This window comes from Mongoliibacter sp., from assembly GCF_007692705.1.
Lineage (GTDB): Bacteria > Bacteroidota > Bacteroidia > Cytophagales > Cyclobacteriaceae > Mongoliibacter.
In genome coordinates, this window is sequence record NZ_REBN01000127.1 from 1 (window position 1) to 21217 (window position 21217).

The 21217-nt window shown below is 39.2% G+C and carries 17 protein-coding genes; 7 read left to right on the forward strand and 10 right to left on the reverse strand.

All coding sequences use genetic code 11. The annotated features are described in order from the left end of the window. Positions 1 to 422 precede the first annotated feature (422 nt). Entirely contained in the window at positions 423 to 1508 is a 1086-nt protein-coding gene (locus EA341_RS06650) for a serine hydrolase (protein WP_293012459.1), read from the reverse strand. 68 nt (positions 1509 to 1576) lie between these two features. On the opposite strand from EA341_RS06650, the gene cysQ reads away from it, so the two are divergent. The 7 genes from cysQ (at position 1577) to EA341_RS06685 (ending at position 8835) form a co-directional block, all read left to right on the forward strand. Then, entirely contained in the window at positions 1577 to 2365 is a 789-nt protein-coding gene (gene cysQ / locus EA341_RS06655) for a 3'(2'),5'-bisphosphate nucleotidase CysQ (RefSeq protein ID WP_367127015.1), read from the forward strand. A gap of 271 nt (positions 2366 to 2636) precedes the next feature. Continuing rightward, a complete protein-coding gene (locus EA341_RS06660; RefSeq protein WP_293012460.1) occupies positions 2637 to 3986 on the forward strand; it encodes an ATP-binding protein in 1350 nt (449 codons plus the stop codon). Positions 3987 to 4019: 33 nt separating this feature from the next. After that, complete coding sequence (locus EA341_RS06665; RefSeq protein WP_293012461.1) at positions 4020 to 5792, forward strand: patatin-like phospholipase family protein; 1773 nt, start codon at positions 4020 to 4022, stop codon at positions 5790 to 5792. Between the two features lie 75 nt (positions 5793 to 5867). Next, positions 5868 to 6245 carry a response regulator gene (locus EA341_RS06670; RefSeq protein WP_293012463.1) on the forward strand — a complete coding sequence of 126 codons (378 nt, stop codon included), beginning with the start codon at positions 5868 to 5870 and terminating at the stop codon, positions 6243 to 6245. An 11-nt stretch (positions 6246 to 6256) separates the two neighbouring features. After that, the gene (locus EA341_RS06675) at positions 6257 to 7297 is read left to right on the forward strand and encodes an adenylate/guanylate cyclase domain-containing protein (protein ID WP_293012465.1); all 1041 of its coding nucleotides are present in this window, start codon (positions 6257 to 6259) and stop codon (positions 7295 to 7297) included. A gap of 56 nt (positions 7298 to 7353) precedes the next feature. Further along, positions 7354 to 8241 (forward strand): YitT family protein, encoded by an 888-nt coding sequence (locus EA341_RS06680; RefSeq protein WP_293012466.1) that lies wholly within the window; start codon positions 7354 to 7356, stop codon positions 8239 to 8241. Positions 8242 to 8244: 3 nt separating this feature from the next. Beyond that, positions 8245 to 8835: an HD domain-containing protein gene (locus EA341_RS06685; protein WP_293012468.1), complete on the forward strand. Its 591-nt coding sequence runs from the start codon at positions 8245 to 8247 to the stop codon at positions 8833 to 8835. Positions 8836 to 8899: 64 nt separating this feature from the next. Here the strand turns inward: EA341_RS06685 and EA341_RS06690 are convergent, their stop codons facing one another. The 9 genes from EA341_RS06690 to EA341_RS06730 all read right to left on the reverse strand — a co-directional run bounded on the left by EA341_RS06690 (position 8900) and on the right by EA341_RS06730 (position 20907). Next, entirely contained in the window at positions 8900 to 9571 is a 672-nt protein-coding gene (locus tag EA341_RS06690) for a PolC-type DNA polymerase III (protein ID WP_293012470.1), read from the reverse strand. Position 9572: 1 nt separating this feature from the next. Continuing rightward, the gene (locus tag EA341_RS06695; RefSeq protein WP_293012471.1) at positions 9573 to 11519 is read right to left on the reverse strand and encodes a DUF294 nucleotidyltransferase-like domain-containing protein; all 1947 of its coding nucleotides are present in this window, start codon (positions 11517 to 11519) and stop codon (positions 9573 to 9575) included. A 76-nt stretch (positions 11520 to 11595) separates the two neighbouring features. Continuing rightward, entirely contained in the window at positions 11596 to 13488 is a 1893-nt protein-coding gene (gene acs / locus EA341_RS06700) for an acetate--CoA ligase (protein WP_293012473.1), read from the reverse strand. 29 nt (positions 13489 to 13517) lie between these two features. Continuing rightward, positions 13518 to 13874, reverse strand: a complete 357-nt coding sequence (locus EA341_RS06705; protein ID WP_293012474.1) for a response regulator — start codon at positions 13872 to 13874, stop codon at positions 13518 to 13520. Next, positions 13849 to 16611 carry a sensor histidine kinase gene (locus tag EA341_RS06710; protein ID WP_293012476.1) on the reverse strand — a complete coding sequence of 921 codons (2763 nt, stop codon included), beginning with the start codon at positions 16609 to 16611 and terminating at the stop codon, positions 13849 to 13851. Before EA341_RS06710 ends, EA341_RS06705 begins: the two co-directional genes overlap by 26 nt. 307 nt (positions 16612 to 16918) lie before the next feature. Beyond that, positions 16919 to 18604: a sodium:solute symporter family protein gene (locus tag EA341_RS06715; RefSeq protein ID WP_293012478.1), complete on the reverse strand. Its 1686-nt coding sequence runs from the start codon at positions 18602 to 18604 to the stop codon at positions 16919 to 16921. 11 nt (positions 18605 to 18615) lie between these two features. After that, positions 18616 to 18879: a DUF4212 domain-containing protein gene (locus EA341_RS06720; RefSeq protein ID WP_293012479.1), complete on the reverse strand. Its 264-nt coding sequence runs from the start codon at positions 18877 to 18879 to the stop codon at positions 18616 to 18618. Between the two features lie 18 nt (positions 18880 to 18897). Then, positions 18898 to 20343 (reverse strand): porin, encoded by a 1446-nt coding sequence (locus EA341_RS06725; RefSeq protein WP_293012480.1) that lies wholly within the window; start codon positions 20341 to 20343, stop codon positions 18898 to 18900. A 141-nt stretch (positions 20344 to 20484) separates the two neighbouring features. Next, positions 20485 to 20907 carry a helix-turn-helix domain-containing protein gene (locus tag EA341_RS06730; RefSeq protein ID WP_293012481.1) on the reverse strand — a complete coding sequence of 141 codons (423 nt, stop codon included), beginning with the start codon at positions 20905 to 20907 and terminating at the stop codon, positions 20485 to 20487. Between the last annotated feature and the right edge of the window lie 310 nt (positions 20908 to 21217).

Consider the following 21217-nt stretch of genomic DNA (forward strand, 5'->3'; position numbering starts at 1 on the left):
CTTTAATATATGAAATTTAGCTTATGCCTATTTTTCAAACATAATACCTTTGTGGTGAAAATTAATAACCACAGAGGCACAAAGCACACAAAGAAAATTCAATAACAGAAATATTCATTTTTCGTGAATCCAAAAACAAATTTCTCGTTACTCTACCAATGACAAATAGCTATTTCTCGCGGCGATCGCTGCGCCCGCTGCGTGAACCCTTTTGTCATTTTATGATCTGTAAATACCAAATTTTAAAATCTCGAAATGACAAGGTAAAGCCTGCTTTATTCTTGAATTCCAAGACATCATCTTACCAAGTCCTATCTGCGAAATTCTGCGATATCAGCGGGAGATAATCGTTCTTTGCTCCTTAGCGCCTCCCGATTCTCGGGACAAGTTATGCGTGAGGTATTTCGTGAGGCTTTTTTTAGCTACCATTTTTTCAATAAATCCAAAGCTTTCTCCAAAAGCTCATCCTTAAAGGGGTGGGCATTGTTGTTGAGCAGAATGAGGGTCTTTTGCTGGTCAATCAAGCGGATGATTTTAGTTCTGTATCCTGGATTGTCACCGTCATGGGATACTATTTTTCCTGCATCTTCATCCACAGAAATATCCCATCCAAAACCGTAATGGCTATCTGATCCATCATTAAGCTTCATAGGCCTAAAAGCTTCTTCCAAGGTTTCTCTAGAAACTAGCATTTCGGTATACAGGACTTGGTCCCATTTCAACAGGTCCTGAGCTGTGCTGCTTACCCTGCCGGGACCTTTTCTATTTCCTAACCAAACAGTGTAGTCTGATTCATGAAAAGTATTGGCATTGACATAGTTTCCCTCTTCATTTTTAAGGTGGCCGGCAGCAAAATTTTCAACTTCTGCTTTTTCATCCAAAGTCCTAATGTCCGTATCTCCCATTTCTAAAGGCTCAAAAATCCATTTCCTGGAAAGCACAATGAAATCTTCGCCGCTTACTTTTTCCACGATACTCGCCAAAAATACATATGCCGTATTGCTGTACTCATATCGCTCCCCAGGTTGAAAAAGCATGGGTGGCCTATATTCATTCAGGTATTCCAATATAGCGTCATTATCAGCAACTTTACTCTTGTCCCAGTATTTGTCCATGATTTCCTGGTAATCCGGTAGCCCCGAAGTATGTGTCAGCAAATGCCTGATGGTAAGCGCAGAATAAGGAATGTCCAGGTAATCATCCACCAAGTCATCGTATTTGAGCATTCCCTTTTCTTGACACATCATCACCATCATGGCAGTAAACTGTTTGGAAACAGAAGCTAGCTCAAACACATCTGTAGACTGCAATGTTGTATTTTCTTCAAAATGCCTAAACCCTGCTGATTCTTCAAAAAAGGCCCCGCCCTGCTGTGCAAGTAGTAGAACACCGGAAAAGTCTTCATCTTTCGCATCATTAAAGACCTGGTGTATATCTTCAATTTTATTTTGAGCCATGATTGGAGAAACAAGCCAAAATATCAATACGAGCAAAAATGTCTGTTTCATGATTACATATAATTTAGCTGGGGTTATTTCATTGAAAATCTTTTGAAAATACTGATTAGCTTGTGTAATTGGAAATTCTAATTCAAAATATAAGGATGCGTGTGTTTGAGCCCAACTTGGAGGCATTGAAAAAAACGGCTGTTGATGCCGGGAAAGCCATACTTCAGTTTTATAAAAAAGATACTATAGGCTTAGAAAAAAAAGCCGACAATTCACCCTTGACTTTAGCAGATAAAGCTGCACATAAAGTAATTGTAACAGGGCTTAAACCATTTGGGATTCCTATTTTATCTGAAGAAGGGCAGGTATTCCCTTACCTTACCCGCAAGGCATGGGACTACTATTGGCTCGTTGATCCATTGGATGGAACCAAGGAGTTTATCAAAGGGAATGGGGAATTCACAGTCAATATAGCGTTGATACATAAGGGGAAGGCTATTTTGGGGGTAGTTTATGCCCCTGTCTTGGATTGGCTATATTGGGGGAGAATCAATGATGGCGCTTGGAAATGCGAAGGTAATGGAGATACTGTACCAATCAATGTGAGTAAAGAGAGCCAGGTTAGATGTATTGTAGCAAGCAGGTCTCACCTCAATGAAGATACCAAAAAAGTGATTGAAAAATACCCAAATGCTGAAATGGTCAGCATGGGATCATCCTTAAAGCTGTTGTTGATTGCGGAAGGAAAGGCCGAGCTTTATCCAAGGCTGGCTCCAACTATGGAATGGGATACAGCAGCAGCACATGCCATAGTAAATGCTGCAGGAGGTAAAGTCTTTATGTTGGATTCTGAGGATGAATTGGTATATAACAAAGAAGATTTGCTGAACCCCAGTTTTTTGGTTGTCAATGGATGAAACTCCATCCCTTTGTGCTTAATGGAAACTCAATTACGGATTACAAATATTGTAAGTTACATCTTACAAAAATCTTCGCTGTGATAATGCAAATTGTTTTATGAGTAACTCATATAATTCCAGTTCTAGGCAGAATACTTTCTTTTTCAAAATTATCTATGGAATTTTAGAGTATTGAGTTAAAATGATTTTAGATAAAACTAGAATAACTCATCATATTTTAGTTACTTAACCAGATTAAATCAGTTTAGCGTTATTTACAGGTTTCAGAATGGGCTTAGAAAACATCATTACCATTGTCCTGTTGTATTACCTCCACAGGAATGCGAAATCGGCAAATGTATCTCAGCAATGGAAAAAGTACATCAAAATAGCCATGCTTGCTGCCATTGCTTTATTGGTTTTAGGTAGCGCAAATATCATTTCTTCATGGTTTACTAGTATTCTGAGCGTTTTATTGATCTCGGGAGTAGCTTATGTGGTCTTGAACTTCAAAGAGTTCCAGAATACAAAACCATTATTTTTTGCAGTGATTCCTTTGATTGGCATATCGATTTTAGGAGATCTAATGGAAAACATTTTTCCAAAAGCTTACGAAACCTGGGATAAAGTTTTTGATGTAGCTGGCTTCTTCGCTTTTATATGGGCTATTGTCATGTACTTCACTTACAGGAAGCAGAAAAGGATTCTCGAGGCTGAAAGGTTGGTGGCTATAGAAAAAGAGCGGGAGTATGAAATCACAAGAAAGATCAAAGCACAGTTAGAAAAAGACGTAGCAGAGCGCACTGAAGCTTTGGTAAAGAAAAAAGATGAATTAGAAAAAACGCTTTCAGAACTCAAAGCTACCCAAACCCAACTCATTCACGCGGAAAAGATGGCTTCTTTGGGTGAACTAACAGCAGGAATTGCTCACGAAATACAAAACCCTCTCAATTTTGTCAATAACTTTTCTGAAGTCAGTTCAGAGCTTGTAGAAGAGATCGAGGAAGAATTGAATAAAGGAGACCTTGATGAGGTTAAGGTGATTTTTACTGACCTAAAAATTAACCTTCAAAAAATCAATCACCATGGTAAAAGAGCGGATAGTATTGTCAAGGGAATGTTGCAGCATAGTCGCAACAACCAAAGTGAAAGAGAACTTACAGACATCAATGCTTTAGCAGACGAATTCCTTAGATTATCTTATCATGGCTTAAGGGCAAAAGACAAATCATTCAATGCAAATTTTATTGCGGATTTTGATAAAGGTCTTCCTAAATTAAATATCGTCTCTCAAGATATAGGAAGAGTACTACTTAACTTGTTCAACAATGCTTTTTATGCCTGCGCGGACAAGAAAACGAAAGAAAGTGATGATTCATCATACAAGCCGGAAGTTAAAATTAGCACAAAGAAACTCGAACGGCATATTGAAATAACAGTATCTGACAATGGACAGGGAGTTCCAGCGCATATTAGAGAAAAAATTTTCCAACCCTTCTTTACTACAAAACCAACAGGACAAGGAACGGGTCTTGGATTATCCCTGAGTTATGACATCGTCAAAGCGCATGGAGGGGATTTAAAGGTAGAAAGTCAAGAGGGAGAAGGTACCATTTTTACAATTACGCTACCTATTTAAAAAAAATCAGCTTAAATTAAGAAAAAATGCACTATGGAAAATCAATTCAATTTTGACCCATATATTCAGGATCTCTTAAAAAATCTTTTTGGGGAGGTAGAAGAGGGTATTCTTAAGGAAATTTTTGATACTGGAACCATCCAATCGATTGAAACTGGAGACTACCTATTCAAGCAAGGGGAAGCACAAAATGAGCTTTTTATTGTGCTTTCAGGAAGGTTAAGGGCTATTCAGGAAAAAGATGGAAATGCTGTGATTTTAGGGGACATTGCAGAGGGTGAGCCTGTGGGTGAAATCGCACTTTTTACCAATGAACCTAGAATGGCATCTGTAATTGCTGTCAGGAAGTCTGCTGTTTTGCAGATGAATCAAAGCCAATATAGAACAATCGTATCCAAAAGTCCGGATTTTGCAGCAGCTTTGACCAGGTTTGTAATCAATAGGTTGAGGAGAAACGTCTTACAACAGCATGTAGAAGCGGCGCCAAAAAACATTGCACTCATCCACCTTCAACCAGAACAAGACATATCTGATTTTATTAATTCAGTAAAGGATCAATTAGAAAAGGATTTTTTGGCCACTAAAATCCACCGTAAAGAAGATACAGAAACATCAAGCCTTTTCGAAACTCTCGAAGCACACAAAGGAACCAATTTGATGTATTGTAGCGGTCAAGATCAAGAATGGACTAAACATTGCCTACTTTATGCAGATTTGGTGTTGGTTATCTCTGATTTTGGGTCAAGTAAGGAGTTGCATGCGGTAGAAAAAGATCATGGGCTTTATGAGGGACATATTCTGAATAAGAAAACCTTTCTTCTATTACTACATCCAGAAGAAACTGAAAGACCCTACGGTACTCAGGATTGGCTAAAAGAAAGACCAGTCAATCTTCACTTGCATATAAGAAAAAACCACGAAAAAGACATTAGAAGACTCAGTCGTATGCTTACCAATAAGGCTGTAGGATTGGTGTTGGGTGGCGGAGGCACAAAAGGATATGCACACGTAGGTGCAGTGAAGGCCTTACTCAAATCAGGCTTGGAAGTGGACTTCGTAGGAGGTACAAGTGCCGGGGCTATATATGGAATTGCCATGACATTTTCTGATTTTGACTTTGACAATATTGACCAAATCTGTAAGCAGTCTGCTGCCCGAGAAGAGGGCGTCAATGACTTTTTTCTCAATATTTTCTCTAATAAAGCGAAATCAGGAGCAGAGGATTTTATCCAAAAATTGTTTGGAGAAGCAGATTTGGAAGATCTTTGGATCAATTCGTACTGTGTATCCACCAATATATCCAACTCAGAAGTCCGGGTACACAATAAAGGCAAGATATGGGAACAAGTCCAGGCAAGCTTTGCTCTCCCAGGAATTTTCCCACCAGTAATCATAGAAGATCAGGTCTATGTGGATGGCGGGGTTTCAGATAACCTACCTGTAGACCCTATGTATAGGTATCCTATCAAGCACATTATTGCAATTTCGCTGAATGGTTCTGATCCTGAAGATTTAGGTTCTGAGAATTTTTCTAAAAAATGGGATAAATTGAAAGATGCTTTTGGGAAAAATAAAAAATATGATAATCCTGCTCTTACCTCTGTCTTGGTTAATTCCATGACTTTGAACAGTCGGCAGAAAGAAGAAATCACAAAGTCAAAAGTTTCTCTTTATTTTGAATTGAACTTGAGGGCAGTCTCCCTATTGGATGACAGTAAGTGGGAAAAAGTAGTCAAAAAAGGCTATGAGCAAACCAGAGATTTCCTTTCTGACTTGCCTGATAAAGAAAGATTTTGGAAATCCTGAACAGTACTTTTCTCAACTATGGGTATGTTTCAACTGTTATCTTTGAAATAAGTAGATTCACTAATCACCGGAAAAATGAAAATTTTAATTGTAGATGATGAAAAGGATGTAGAAGTACTTTTCAGGCAAAAATTCAGAAAAGAAATCAGGAAGGGAGAGATTAGTATGGAGTTTGCTTTTTCGGGTGCTGAAGCCTTGGATATTTTGAGTTCTGACAATCCGCCTAAATTTGTTTATGTATTCTCAGATATCAATATGCCTGGTATGACGGGCCTGGAGTTGTTAGAAAATATCAAAACAAAATTCCCAAACATCAACGTGAGTATGATTTCAGCATATGGTGATGATGAGAATTATGAAAAAGCCAAAGAATCCGGAGCAAAAGAGTTTTTTACAAAGCCTATAGATTTTGAATCCTTAAAAAAGGAAATCAATAAGTTGATCAATCCATAAATAAGAGAACAATGGCCAAGATACTGGTGGTAGATGACGAAGAAGATTTAGAAGTGTTGATCAAACAAAAATTCCGTCAAAAAATCAGGCAAAATGAGTATGAGTTTGTTTTTGCCATAAACGGAAGACATGCGCTGGAACAACTTCTGGAGCACAAAGACATTGATATGGTCTTAAGTGATATCAATATGCCAGAAATGGACGGTTTGACATTACTCAGCAAAATCAGTGAACAAAATTCCCTACTCAAATCTGTCATCGTTTCTGCATATGGAGACATGGACAATATCCGAACAGCTATGAACCGAGGGGCATTTGATTTTGTAACCAAGCCGGTCAATTTTGCTGACCTAGAAATTACAATTGAAAAGACCATTCGGCATGTATATCAACTCCGGGAAACCATAAAAGCGGTCAAAGAAAATAATATCCTGAAAATGTATGTAGATGAGACGGTCCTGAATTTTATGGGTGGTAAAGAGATTGAAAGGGCCCTAGGTGAAAATGAAATATATGAAGGAACTGTTTGTTTTATCGATATATGTGGCTTCACCTCAATAAGTGAAAATGAGCCCGCCGATGTAGTAGTTAATTTACTCAATGCATATTTTGACATTATGGTAAAGGAAATCATCAAAGAAGGCGGTGTAGTGGATAAATTTATGGGTGATGCGGTAATGGCTACTTTTAGGGGAGAATATCACTTAGATAGGGCAATAGATACCTGTCTTTCTATTAGGAACGAGATCAAAAAAAGTGGCATCACAGACAATTCTAAAGATTACATTCCGGAAGTGTCTATAGGAATAAATACCGGTGATATGGTATGGGGAAACATCGGTTCCAAAACACTGAAAAGGCTTGATTATACTGTAATAGGAGATACTGTAAACGTGGCAGCACGGCTACAGGCCTCAGCAAATAAAAATCAGATATTGATGTCTGATAAATGTTATGAGTTGGTAAAAGATTCGTTTCAGTGTAAGGAGGTTGGGATGCTGAAATTAAAAAATAAGCAAAGCCCTTTACTGGCTTATGAAGTTTTGGAATAAATTTAAATTGTTAATATTACATAAATATCTCCTAAATTAATCAGAAAAACCAGCAGATGGCCCTTTCAAAAAAGATAAATTGGAAATCACTTTTTTCTCTCAAATCTTTCATTTACAATGTTTTAGGTGTTCTATTTGCTGTAATTGGTTTACAAGGATTTATGGTCCCCAACAATTTTCTGGACGGAGGAGTAACAGGGATATCTATCCTTGTAAGAGGCTTTTCTGATATCCATATCAGTTGGCTCCTGATAGTTTTTAACCTTCCCTTTCTGATTATCGGCTACAGTAAGATTGGTCAGACATTTAGTCTTAAAGCCTTAATTGCAATCCTACTTCTTGCTCTGGGGATGTATTTTATAGAAATCCCTCCAGTAACAGAAGATAAGGTGCTTATTGCAGTTTTTGGAGGCTTTTTCATTGGAATGGGAATCGGTTTTGTGATTAGGGGTGGAGGAGTAATAGATGGCTTGGAAGTCATTGGGTATTATACCCAAAAAAAATCCGGCTTTACTTCGGGTGAAATCATTCTTGCCCTCAACACTTTAATTATTTTGGGGGCTGCTTACAGTTTTGGTATTGAAACTGGAATGTACTCTATACTCGTATATTTTACGGCAATGAAAACTGCAGATTATGTGGTGAATGGGTTTGAGGAATACACAGCTGTGACAATCATCTCCAAGGACCATGATCAAATCAAAGAATTGATTGTCAACGAATTTGGAAAAGCAATCTCTATCTATAAGGGAGAAAGGGGGTACCTTCCCGGATCATTTGATGTCAAATCTGATGTGGATGTTATCATGACCATTGTCACGCGACTGGAAATTCACAGAATCAAAGAGGCTGTTACGGAAATTGATCCCAAGGCGTTTTTTTACGTGCAAAGTATCAAGGAAGTTAAAGGAGGATTAATCAAAAAGAAAAGTGGTCAACACTAAGATATGGTGGATTTCGAAAATTTGAAAGCACAGTTTCTTCATCGTCTACAGCATGAATTGCCCGCATATCTTACCTATCATAATGCACAGCATACTCATTATGTACTCAACAGGGCCATTGAAATCGCCCGCCATGAAAAAGTAAATGGAAATGATCTTGAACTGGTCAAATTAGCTGCCTTGTATCATGATGCGGGCTTTTTGATTCGAAAAGACGAACACGAAGCTCTAGGATGTAAAATTATCAAAAATGAATTCCCTGGACTTGGAATAAATGCTGAAGACATTGAGCGGGTTTGCGGTATGGTCATGGCCACGAAAATTCCACAGAATCCCCAAAATATTTTAGAAGAAATTGTAGCTGATGCGGACTTAGAGTACCTAGGGACTGATCTTTTTGATTTGGGTAGCGAAAGGCTATATAGGGAACTCAAACATGAAAATCCAGATTTTTCTGTTCAAGAATGGTTGGAAATTCAGATCAAATTTTTGAGTGCTCATCACTATCATACTGATTTCTGCAAACAGCATAGGGAGCCTGTAAAATGGAAGCATATAGAAAGGCTTAAGGAAAAGCTGAAATCAATGAATTGATGTTTTTTTAATATGATTATCCGCTTCTAGGGGACATTTATGGATACAAGTTGATAATGGGATATTATCTCATCAGACTCTTAAAATCCCCAATACCAATTTTTTCTGCTTTTTTCAATAACTTCAATAAAAGCTGTGCTGTCAAAAAAGAATCTCCAGCGGCAGTATGCCTATCATTCAGCGGTATCTTATACCTTTCGCAAAGACTATCCAGACTATATTCTCCTGGCTTACCAGTACTGATATCGTAGTGGTAGCCTTTTTCCAGTCTCACTGCAAGGTATTGAGTATCCAATACCGGATTTAAGAATTTTTTCAATCCGAAAGACGAAAGAGAATTTTCCAACACCTTCAAATCAAATCCGATATGATGACCTACAATGATATGATGTTCAAGAAAGGATAAAAGATCTTTCGCAAAAGCCTCCATTCTGACTGGGTCTTTTGGGTACAGCACCTCGTGGACTTTTAAAGCTTCATTTTTGTTTTCTGAAGTTTCAAAATAGAACTCCCTGCTATTTTTGACCAAAATTTTCCCATGATGTATTTTAACAGCTCCAAATGAGACAATTTTATCCTTTTCAGGGTTTAGTCCCGTAGTCTCGGTGTCTAAAACAATAAAGGTGAGTTGATCAATTGGACGTTGCGAGGGAATGCTCTGTTTGCATTTTTCCTCATAGCTACTGACAAAGTCAGCTTTAATCTTTTTCCGAAAGAGAAAATCTAGCAAGCCCATATCAATTCCCAAAATAATCTAACTGATACCTGACTTTGATGATTTTTTGCAACTCATCAATGGGGTAAAATGTGTTTTTTAAGAGTTGCCGTTGCAACTTTCCCAGGTCCTCAGGACTTATATACCTGCCTGAGCTTTGATTTTTGATTCCTTCAATTGCACGCATACGCATCAGAATTTCATAGGCCTTTCCAGCTTCAAGCATCAATTCGCCATAATTTGGTTCCAGTTCCGCTAGTTTTTCGAACCGCTTAAAAGTATTGTTTACACCAACGATCTTATGGCTTAAAACCAACAACCGGGCAATATCTGCCAAGGGCATCATAGCGCGAAGTTTGATATCAAACTTATCTCTCTGTTCTCCGGATTTTTCGAGTATAAAATTCCTGAAAAAACCCAAAGGCGGTGGATTAAGTAATGCATTTTTTGCCAGGAAGTTCAAGAAGATATTTTTTGTGGAGATTTCTTGATAAATATGTTCAGTAAGAGCATTGGCCAACTGCTTTTGTCCATAAATAGCCCTGAAGTCAAAAAATATTGTGGCCTTCAATAAGGAATCCTGAGTCGGTGTAAGTATCCACTCTGAAAAGTACTGTTTCCACTCAGCAAGGGGTTGACACCATTTTGGATTATTAGCCATCATTTTGGCAGGACACGGTTGAAATCCACAGCTCAGCAAAATTTCCACTACCAATTCTCCCAACTCTAGAAAATATTTTTGAGTTTCTTCAAGCGCCGTCTCAGGTACATTTTCAAAAATAATGGCATTATCCAAGTCCGTTCTCAGGAGCTGTTCTTCCCTGCCCTCACTGCCCAAGGAGACAAAGCAGTATTTTACCTTTTTAGCTTCCGGAAATTCCGCCTGAAGTTTGAGTTCAGCTAGTTTGAGGGCTTTTTGTATGATGATGTCATTGATCTCTGAAATGATATTCGCCACAAAATCCATTGAAACTTCATTTTCGAGGTAATATCGAAGGAGCTGTTCTGCTCTGTTGCGGATTTTTGCCATTTCTTTTACCTCGTCTGTATTCATCAAGGCCTTGATCAGTACAGCCGGACTGTTTCCCTGAGACAGCAAAAGGTCATGATCAGATAGAATTCCTGTCACCGGACTGTCAGGGCTGCCGTCTTCTGTGAATATTAAGTGATGAAGTCTGCTCTTGACCATGGTCAGGTATAGGTCCGAAAAATCTGAGCTTTGACTTTTCGTGAGTACAGGAGTACTCATCAGGTGGCTGACAGGAGTGTGAAAAGGTAAAGCCTTTACCACGAACCGGTTTCGGATATCTTTATCGGTAATGATACCCAAAGGATGGTTTTGTTCATTAACAATAATGATGGAACCTACTCCTTTTTCACCCATCATTCTGGCTGCCTGTTGGATCGTACTGTCAAGGCTACAAGTCAACACCTCCTTGGAGTAATTAAAATCTGAATTTCCTGTAAAAATCAACAAGCCCTTATCTTCAGAAGCTTGGCTAAAGATTGACCTTGCTTTTTGTGAATCTGAAAGGTCATTTCTGACCACTACCTGTCCCGAGGCAAAGCCTGCGGCAAAGTACAAACTGACCCGGCTATTCTGTTGAAGCAGTTGTTCAAAGGTCAAAACCGGGATAGCATAAACCAAACTGTCTTCCTGGGCCTTTGCATTGAGGATGTAAGGACGCTTACCTAAAAGCGCCAATACTCCAAAAACATCACCTTCATCACATATTTCAATGATATTCTCTTGCTCATTTTTAACATCAAATAACTTAACCGAGCCTTCTTTCAATACAAAAAAGCAATCCTGAGCCTCTTCACCTTTGGTAAAAAGCACTTCATCCTTTTCATAGTATTTTACCTCGACCTCACGAGCTACTGCTTCAAGTGATTTTTCATCGATAAATGAAAATGGTGGGAATTGCTTGAGGAATTCTTTGACCCGATTGACTATGACATTTGACATGTGGCTATTTGATTGCTAAACTGTATTACTTAAAAAAAGTACGGTTCAGGAAAACTCCCAAACCGCACATTTTTTCTTATTTTCTACCATCAATGATCTCTCTGACCACTTCTGGATCTAACAAAGTGGAAGTATCACCCAGGTTTTCTGTTACACCTTCTGCCACTTTTCTCAGGATACGTCTCATGATTTTTCCAGATCGCGTTTTGGGTAAACCTGTTACCACCTGAATCTTATCCGGCTTGGCGATGGGTCCTATGATTTTACTCACAGTGTCCTTTATTTCGTTGACCAGGTTTTCTTCTGTTCTATTGGTCATGTCGCAAATCACGTAGGCATAAATCCCCTGACCTTTGACTTCATGAGGGTAGCCCACTACCGCTGATTCAATTACAAGCGGGTGCTCATTGATGGCATTTTCGACCTCAGCTGTACCCAGTCTATGACCAGAAACATTGATCACATCATCTACCCTACCCAATATTCTGTAATAACCGTCATGATCTCTTTTGACTCCATCACCAGTAAAATACATACCCTTATAGGTGGCAAAATAAGTCTGCTTACATCGTTCATGATCGCCCCAAGTAGTTCGAATCATGGATGGCCAAGGGAATTTGATACATAAGTTGCCTTCTACAGAATTTCCAGTCAGTTCTTTGCCTTCCGGATTTACAATACATAATTGAATTCCGGGAAGGGGAAGCGTAGCATAAGCGGGCTTGGTGGGTGTGATACCAGCAATAGGTGACACCATAATTCCTCCAGTTTCGGTTTGCCACCAAGTATCTACTATTGGACATCGGGATTGGCCTATGTGCGTATAGTACCATCTCCAAGCTTCTTCATTGATGGGCTCTCCCACTGAACCGAGTACTTTGAGAGAGTCAAGATTATAAGGTTCTATGGGCTCTGTACCATGTGCCTGAAGAGCACGTATAGCCGTCGGCGCGGTATAAAACTGGTTGACTTTATATTTTTCCACCACTGCCCAGAACCTACCTGCATCAGGGTAGGTTGGAACCCCTTCATACATCAAGGTAGTGGCACCAGCCAAGAGTGGTCCATATACAATATATGAGTGACCAGTAATCCAGCCTATGTCTGCAGTACACCAATATACATCACCAGAAGAGTATTGGAAGACATTTTCAAATGAGTACTTTGTGTATACCATGTAGCCTCCTGTGCTATGTACCACACCTTTTGGCTTGCCTGTGGAGCCAGAAGTATAAAGGATAAACAAAGGATCTTCACTGTCTACCACTTCAGCCTTGTTTTCTTTGGAAACGCCTTCAATGCAGTCATGCCACCAATGGTCTCTACCCTCCTTCATACTTACTTCCTGCCCGGTTCTTTTACAGACGATCACCGTTTCTACAGATGATTTTTCCAATGCTTCATCCACCAATGATTTAACTGCGATCTTTTTATTCCCTCTGAAATTTCCATCAGAAGTAAGAATAGCCTTCGCCTCACAGTCAATGACCCTATCCGCCAAGGCAGATGCAGAAAATCCGGCAAAAACTACGGAATGAATGGCGCCAATTCTAGCACAGGCAAGCATAGCCACAGCCGCTTCAGGAATCATAGGCATATAAATAATCACCCGATCTCCTTTTCCAATTCCTTTGGACTTGAGCACATTGGCAAACTGACAGACATCTTCGTACAATTCTTTGTATGTAATTTTTCGATTTTCTTCACTAGGATCATTTGGTTCCCAAATAATGGCAGTCCTATCACCATGTGTAAAAAGGTTTTTTTCAAAAATGCTTTCGGTAATATTCAGTTTGCCATTGACAAACCACTTTACATTAGGACCTTCAAAATCCCATTCCAGAACCTTATCCCATCTCTTTTGCCAATGGAAGGAATCTGCTATTCTGGCCCAGAAATTTTCAGGTTCTGTAACCGATTTTTGATATTCATGAAAATAGCCGCTGAGGGTATGTATTCTATCACTCATTTTTTAGTTATTTATAGGTTTTCTTTTTGTTAATTCAATAAATTTTTGACTTTTCCCACCAGATCTTTTGTCGAAAATGGTTTCGTTACATATAGGTCTGCGCCCATAGATAGTCCTTTTTCGATTTCCTGCTGTTTACTTTTTGCCGAAATGAAAATAATTTTGACCTTTTCATGGTACTGCCTGAGGTATTGGCAGACCTCATATCCGTCTACCTTCGGCATCATGATGTCCAAAATCACAAGTTCGGGGATATTTTCTTCGATGATACCCATGGCCTCTTCACCGTCCCGTGCAATAAAGACTTTGTACCCCTCTTTTTTAAACAGGAATTCCAAAGAGAGCAAGATATTTGGCTCATCATCTACGATCAATATTTTGTTCATTAGTACTTATATAGTTTTTGTTCAAATGTTCTGAAGATTCTGCGGGAATTGAAAACTGAAAACAAGTGAGATCTCCACCCTTGCTTACTCCAATTTCCCCATTATGGTATTCAATTATTTTTTTGGAAATCGCCAAACCAAGGCCACTTCCGACCGGTTTTTTACTGGTTTGGTTTTTAGCTTGGAAAAATTTATCGAAAATAAAGCCGATATCCTCTTCTGGTACTCCTTTGCCATCATCCCATACCTGTACTGTCCATCGTCCAGAATTAATAAACGATTTAAGCATTACTTTACTTTTGGCAAACTTAGACGCGTTTGACAGCAGATTAAGAATTACCTGTTTGATCCTATCCTCATCCACGTACATATAAAGTTCTTCAAATTGCAGGTCAAGGTCAAATTTCAAATCCTTTTCCTTAAAAACCTGAATCATACTTTCCGATGCTTCAAGGATCAGAATCCTAGTGTCGCATTTTTCTAAGTTCAAATTTTGCCTCCCAGAGTCAAATTTTTCAAGATCCAATACCTGATCTATCAACCTGCTCATACGCTCTGTTTCCTGTATGATAATATCCAAGAACCTGTTTTGGTCTTCAGGAGGTAAGTCTTCATCCATAAGGATTTCAGAGAAAGCCCTTATGGAAGTAAGAGGTGTTTTCATTTCATGGGTGACAGTAGATATAAACTCATCTTTGTGCATGTCATTGAGCCTTAGCGTTTCGTTCATCTCCTGAAGTTCATTAGTTGCTTTTTTTAGCGCCTTACTCTTCTTTTTGAGTTCCATATTTAAGCCTTTCAATTCTTGGGTCTCCCTAAGAATATTCAAAACTTCCTCCATACTGATTTCTTCTTCTTTAACAACAGAACCCACTAGGATACGGGCTGAGGCTGCACCTATGATTCCAGAAAGTACCCTTTCTGAATAAATTACAAGTTCGGGGTCTGCAAAGTTTTTCACACCAAGTTCTCTCCCCGTCCTAAGGGTAAAATCCTGCAAGGCCAAAGCAGCTTTTTCTTTTCCCAAAAAATTATCCAAAAGAGATCTCAAATCAGGGAGGTATGCTTGCCCTTTCCAAATAATAGAGCTGTCCATGGTTGTGCTATATTTGAAAATGTCTACAAATACCACTGCTTGATTATGTTCTTTGGATGTTTGCGTTGCATAAAGTGAAAGTAGAACATATAGGCTCAAATTCACTGAAAGACTAAAGAAAAGAGCATGACTCACATACCCCATACCCTCCATTCCCAATAAATGATATGGCCTGAGGGCACTCCAGCCAAATAACCCTTCATCCATCAAAGATTGTGGCAGGAAACCCGCTGTAACCATGGTAGGTATGACTAAGGTGAAAAACCAAATGAAAAATCCGGCTATGATACCTGCCAAGGCACCTGGAGTAGCTCCTTTTTTCCAATAAATACCTCCGATAATGGCTGGGGTAAATTGAGCTATTGCCACAAAAGATATCAAGCCAATCGAAACCAATGAAAAATAGCCTGAAACCTCTCTATAATAGAAATAAGCTGCCAGGATAATACTGAAAATACTTATTCTTCTAATCCAAAGTACCAGTGTTCCCAGTTGATGTTGATATTTTTCCCTAAGGCGATTATTGGAAAGAATGATAGGCATCACAAGGTTATTGCTGAGCATATTACTCAATGCAATGGTAGAGACGATAATCATACTTGTAGCTGCAGAAAACCCTCCCAAAAACACCAATAATGCAAGCCAACCTTGGTCGTAGGCGATCGGTAATGCAAGCACAAAGGTGTCTGCATCAACAATTCCTGAATCAAAATGTACCAATCCACCTAATGCAATGGGAATAACAAAAATATTGATTAATAGAAGGTAAAGCGGGAAAAGCCACATAGCTTTATCCAAGTGCTTTTCATCGGTGTTCTCTATCACTCCCATTTGGAACTGTCTTGGCAGAAATAGAATAGCCATCATGGAGAGCATGCTTAACCAAAACCACTCTGAGCCACTATTTTCTCCAGAAAAAACAAATAAATGGTCAAAGTCCCGTAATTCTGCCTGTAAGAATATGTCACCAAAACCATCATATATAAAGTAGGTGACAAAGACCCCAACCGCCAAGAACGCTACTAATTTGAATATTGACTCGAAAGCCACTGCCATTACCATTCCTTCATGTTGGGCCGTAGCCTCGACCTTACGGGTCCCAAATAAAACCGTAAAAACTGCCAGACCAATTGAAAGATAAAAAGCAGTGTCAATATAAATCGGGATGGACGCCAAACTCCCTACAGTTGTTCCTGAATTTTGAAGGGTAGCAAAAGAGTTTGCAATAGCTTTTACTTGAATACTGGTATAAGGCAGGATACCCAGAAGACAAAAAATTGTTACTATTCCGCCTAATGTAATGTTTTTACCATACCTGCTAGAGATAAAATCGGCAATAGAAGATATTCTTTGAACTTTGCTGATACGGATGATTTTACGCATCACAATCCACCAAAGTGGTGCAACAAGACTTGGACCTATGTATATCGTTAAGAACTCCAGGCCATTGGTGGCAGCTCGCCCTACGGAACCATAATAAGTCCAAGCAGTACAATATACAGCCAGGGAAAGTGAGTATATATATGGGTTTGAAGCAAGGCTCCGGCCTTTTTCAGCGGATTTTTCAGAAAACCAGGCTATTCCGAAAAGTAAAGCGAGGTATCCAAAAGTGAACGATATGATCAGCCCACTTTCAATCATCTTTTTTACTTTTTGTATTTTGAATGATCAGGTAAGTTAGCATGATAATCAAAAGCCAGAATAAAAAAACAAAAAGGTAAAGTGACGGGATACCCATTAGCTTAATGTTTTTATTATACAATGCCATCACAGGATAATTGAGTAAAAATATCCCGGCAAAAAACAGTGTGAGTAAGTATTGGCTTTTCAATGATTCCTTCATTGCAGTTACTTTGCTATTCTTAATTTACTGGATTAGATTTTGGTAAAAAAGGGAAACCCCAACTAATATATAGCCGGAGTCTCCCTGAGGTTTTACTTATTTCAATCAGTGGTCATGAGCTTTCCCGGCTCCACGAGGGATTCTGATTTCTTCAATCATATCCTGTATCTCAATCGGCGGTTCAGGAGTAGCTTTGGAAACAGTATAGCATACCACAAAATTGACTACCATACCTATCGAACCAATTCCCTCTGGTGAAATACCAAACCACCAGTTTTCGACCGTATTCATTTCAGGGGATATAAATTTGAAATACACAATATAGGCCATAGTAAACAGCAAACCTGAAATCATCCCGGCAATTGCACCCTCCTTATTCATTCTTTTGGAGAAAATACCCATAATGATAACAGGGAAAAAAGAAGCTGCTGCCAAACCAAATGCAAATGCAACCACCTCTGCAACAAATCCCGGAGGATTGATCCCAAAATATCCAGCTAAGACCACAGCTCCAGCTGCGGAAATCCGGGCAATAGCAAGTTCTCTTTTTTCAGTCATGTCCGGTTTGAATGTTCGGAAAAGGTCTCTTGATACTGAAGTGGATATTACCAAAAGTAAACCTGCAGCTGTTGAAAGTGCAGCTGCCATACCTCCCGCTGCTACCAGACCAATCACCCAGTTTGGAAGTTTAGCAATTTCAGGACTGGCCAGAACCATAATATCCTTATCAATATGCATTTCATTGGTATCGTTATAAGGTGTGTATTGTACAATTCCATCTGAATTTTTATCCTGAATGGAAATGAGGTTGGTTTTTTGCCAATTTGCCACCCATTCTGGAAGTTCATTTACAGGCTGACCTGCCACGGTATCTATGGCATTGTATATACCAAAGGCTGCTATGGCCGGTGCAGTGGTGTAAAGAATAGAAATGAAAATCAGGGCGTAACCAGCAGATAATCTTGCATCTTTTACCCTTGGTACAGTGAAAAATCTCACAATTACGTGTGGTAATCCTGCTGTACCTACCATCAAAGCTAAGGTGATTGCAAAAATATCTGCTTTCCCTTTCAAGCCGCTTGTGTAAGCCGCAAAACCAAGTTCTGAAAGAACACCATCCAACTTGTCCAAAAGGTATGTGCCATCAGACACAGTATCTCCAAGTCCAAGCTGTGGAATAGGATTGCCTGTGAGTTGCATAGAGATAAAGATCGCTGGGACCATATAAGCGAAAATGAGTACACAATATTGGGCTACCTGTGTATAGGTAATTCCTTTCATTCCACCCAAGACTGCATAGAAGAATACAATACACATCCCGATGACTACACCCCATTCAATATCTACTTCCAAGTATCGGGAAAATACAATCCCCACGCCCCTCATCTGTCCTGCCACATAAGTGAAGGAAATAAATAGCGCGCAGATTACAGCAACCACTCTTGCTTTGTTGGAATAATAGCGGTCTCCAACAAAGTCAGGAACAGTGAATTTTCCGAATTTCCTCAAATAAGGCGCAAGCAAAAGTGCGAGAAGTACGTATCCTCCAGTCCAGCCCATCAAGTAGACAGAACCATCATAGCCAGAAAAGGCAATAATCCCTGCCATTGAAATAAAGGATGCGGCAGACATCCAGTCAGCTGCTGTAGCCATACCATTGGCCAGTGGAGAGACGCCGCCTCCAGCTGTGTAGAATTCCTTTGTCGAACCAGCTCTTGTATAAATAGCAATACCGATATATAAGGCGAAAGATGCGCCAACCAGTATGTATGTCCAGGTTAAAATTTCCATAGTCTTATCGCTTATTGTTCGTTGACGTCAAATTCCTTATCCAGCTGATTCATACGATACACATATACAAATATCAAAACGACAAATGTGTAAATTGAACCTTGTTGTGCAAACCAGAAACCAAGCTGGAATCCACCTATTCTGAATTGATTGAGCTGGTCTACCAGCAGGATGCCGAATCCGAATGAAACTACAAACCAGATACTGAGTAAAATTAGCAGCGTCCTGAGATTGCGTTTCCAATAGGCTTTCATTTTTTCTTTGTGTGAGGTCATTTTTTTGGGTTATTTTAATTATAGAAAGAGATGGGTTTGTAAGATAAATTCTCCAGCAGAACCGGATCTTCTGAAGTTTTCATATATCGGCCTGGTGCTATATTGTGCTGTAATTTTGGCCTGATGTCCATTGATATAATAATTGATACCTAGGTCATATTGCATATTTCCTGTGTCAAAATATTCGAATCTTTTGTAAGTAAATGCACCAAATGGTTGTAATCTTCCTTTGTCTTCGAGAATACTTTTTGGTAAAAGCAGTCCTGTTTGGGAATAGAAAATATTTCCCGTTCCGATGGTGGGTTGTGCATTACCTGTTCCGTTCTGACTGCTTCCTGGACCAAATCCCACATTCATGATTCCTACATTCCTGATATAGTTTAGGCCAAAGTCATAATTATAATACACCGCATAGGCGGTAAGAGCAGTACCTGAAGCAGGGTTAAGGGGTAAATCCAAGAATGCATCCAAGCCAATTAAAGTAATATCATGGAAATCGGTGTTGCCACTTTCAGCTATTGAAGAGGTTGCTTTAGGGTGATGGTGCCATCCGGCACCTATATTGAAGACCTTTTTAGTACCTAGGTAAGAACCTACAAAGAATGGAAGTTTGTTATTTTCAGTTTCCAAAAACTGATAGGCAATGTAGCCTTGAGTAGCCCAATTGTCATTGACAATATTGGCGGCAACAGGTACTTGCCTGTTTTCATCGAAGGTTCCCCCGGCTCCAATGGCAAATGGCTTGTTTAAAGACAAGCGATAATCCCATTTGGCAAACTGACCTTTTGCATAAAAGCCAAACTGTCTGGCAAATTGGTCTGTTAGTTCAATCAGGGGCCAATTAAAAATAGGAGCATCTATTGTCATGAAAGATAGTGTGCTATGACTACTCATTCTTGAAATACCATTCCAATAGTGTAATCCAGTACCTAGGTAGATGGACTCAGTCACTTTAAATTCAGTCCATATATCATGGAAAAACAGCTGTGGTTTTTTGGCAGACATCCCCGATGCAGATCCTAATCCTGTCTCAGGATTCACATTTACCGGTAGTTGGCCGGGATTTCCTGTCGCTCCGCCACCGGGTACACCTCCATTTGTAAAAGTTTGATTGTTGATCCCCCAATGTGTCAAAATCAAAAATCTGGGTGATACTTGAGCATAAGCTAAAAAACGTGCTCTTCGTATCCCAATATCGGAAGTTCTTTGAGACGGGCTTCCACTCACGTCTAATGTTCCTGGGTTATTCTGATTTACTCTGGCCCACATTTGATTCCATACCAGAAACCTGATATATTTTGAACCATCGTCTGAAAGATTGAGAGTTAAGGGTTTGTAAGAATGATCAACCATCATTTCATCCTTGGCAGTGGCAAAGATGGCCAGTGTATCCTGTCCTGATGCATAAAATTGCACCAGAAGGAAAAGAATGATAGGAAGCGTCAACTTCGTTTTGGCAAGCATTGGATTTTGGGTCTGTTGTTTTACTTATATGAGAATCAATCTCCTAGCAAGTGGGACCCAATTTGAAAACTTACCCCACAAAAGAAAAAGTGAGCATATATACTCGTTAATTTTTTATAGCTTAAAGAATAATATTTGGTACTATCGGTTTTTAAACCTTTCCCACTTAATGATCATAAACTTATCACCCAATTCCGTAATCAGCATACCTGTATCGGTTAAATTCTCTTTCTGAGCCATAAACTTCACCAATTCTGTATGGTTCAGAACCCTATAGGTAGGTCGGTAATCGTAATTTTCAGGGGCCTTTATTTTGTATTGCTTAACCCAATTCATGACTGAAACATGGCTAACTCCCAATATTCTTTCGATTTCCCGATAAGAGATCCCCTCAATATAGAGCTGTAAAGCCTTTACTACATAGTATTTATCGATTGACTTTCCGAGTTTATTGACAGTAAAGTGGTAACCGCAAGATTTACATTTAAACCTTTGTCTACCTCCTAAAACACCACTTTTCACTACTTTGTGACTTTCGCATTTAGGACAAACAGGCTTTTCCATTGGGGATGATTTTGGGTTGATATATTAAATTAGCGAAAGTATATCATATTAGCAAGTTATACCATCGCCTTTCTATATTTGGTTTTAAAACAAAATAAAAGAATATAAAATTACCCAAAATCGCAATTAAAATCTTACAGGAGCATTTCCAACGATATAGCCAGTCCAAATGCCAGTATACTTACCAATACTTTATTAAAATGGAACCTATGGTCAGGACTGCTTTCAAAAAATATTGTTGTTGAAATATGCAAGAAGCCACCTGCGACCATTCCGTAAAAGACATTTAAAGTTTCTCCCCCAAGGATTT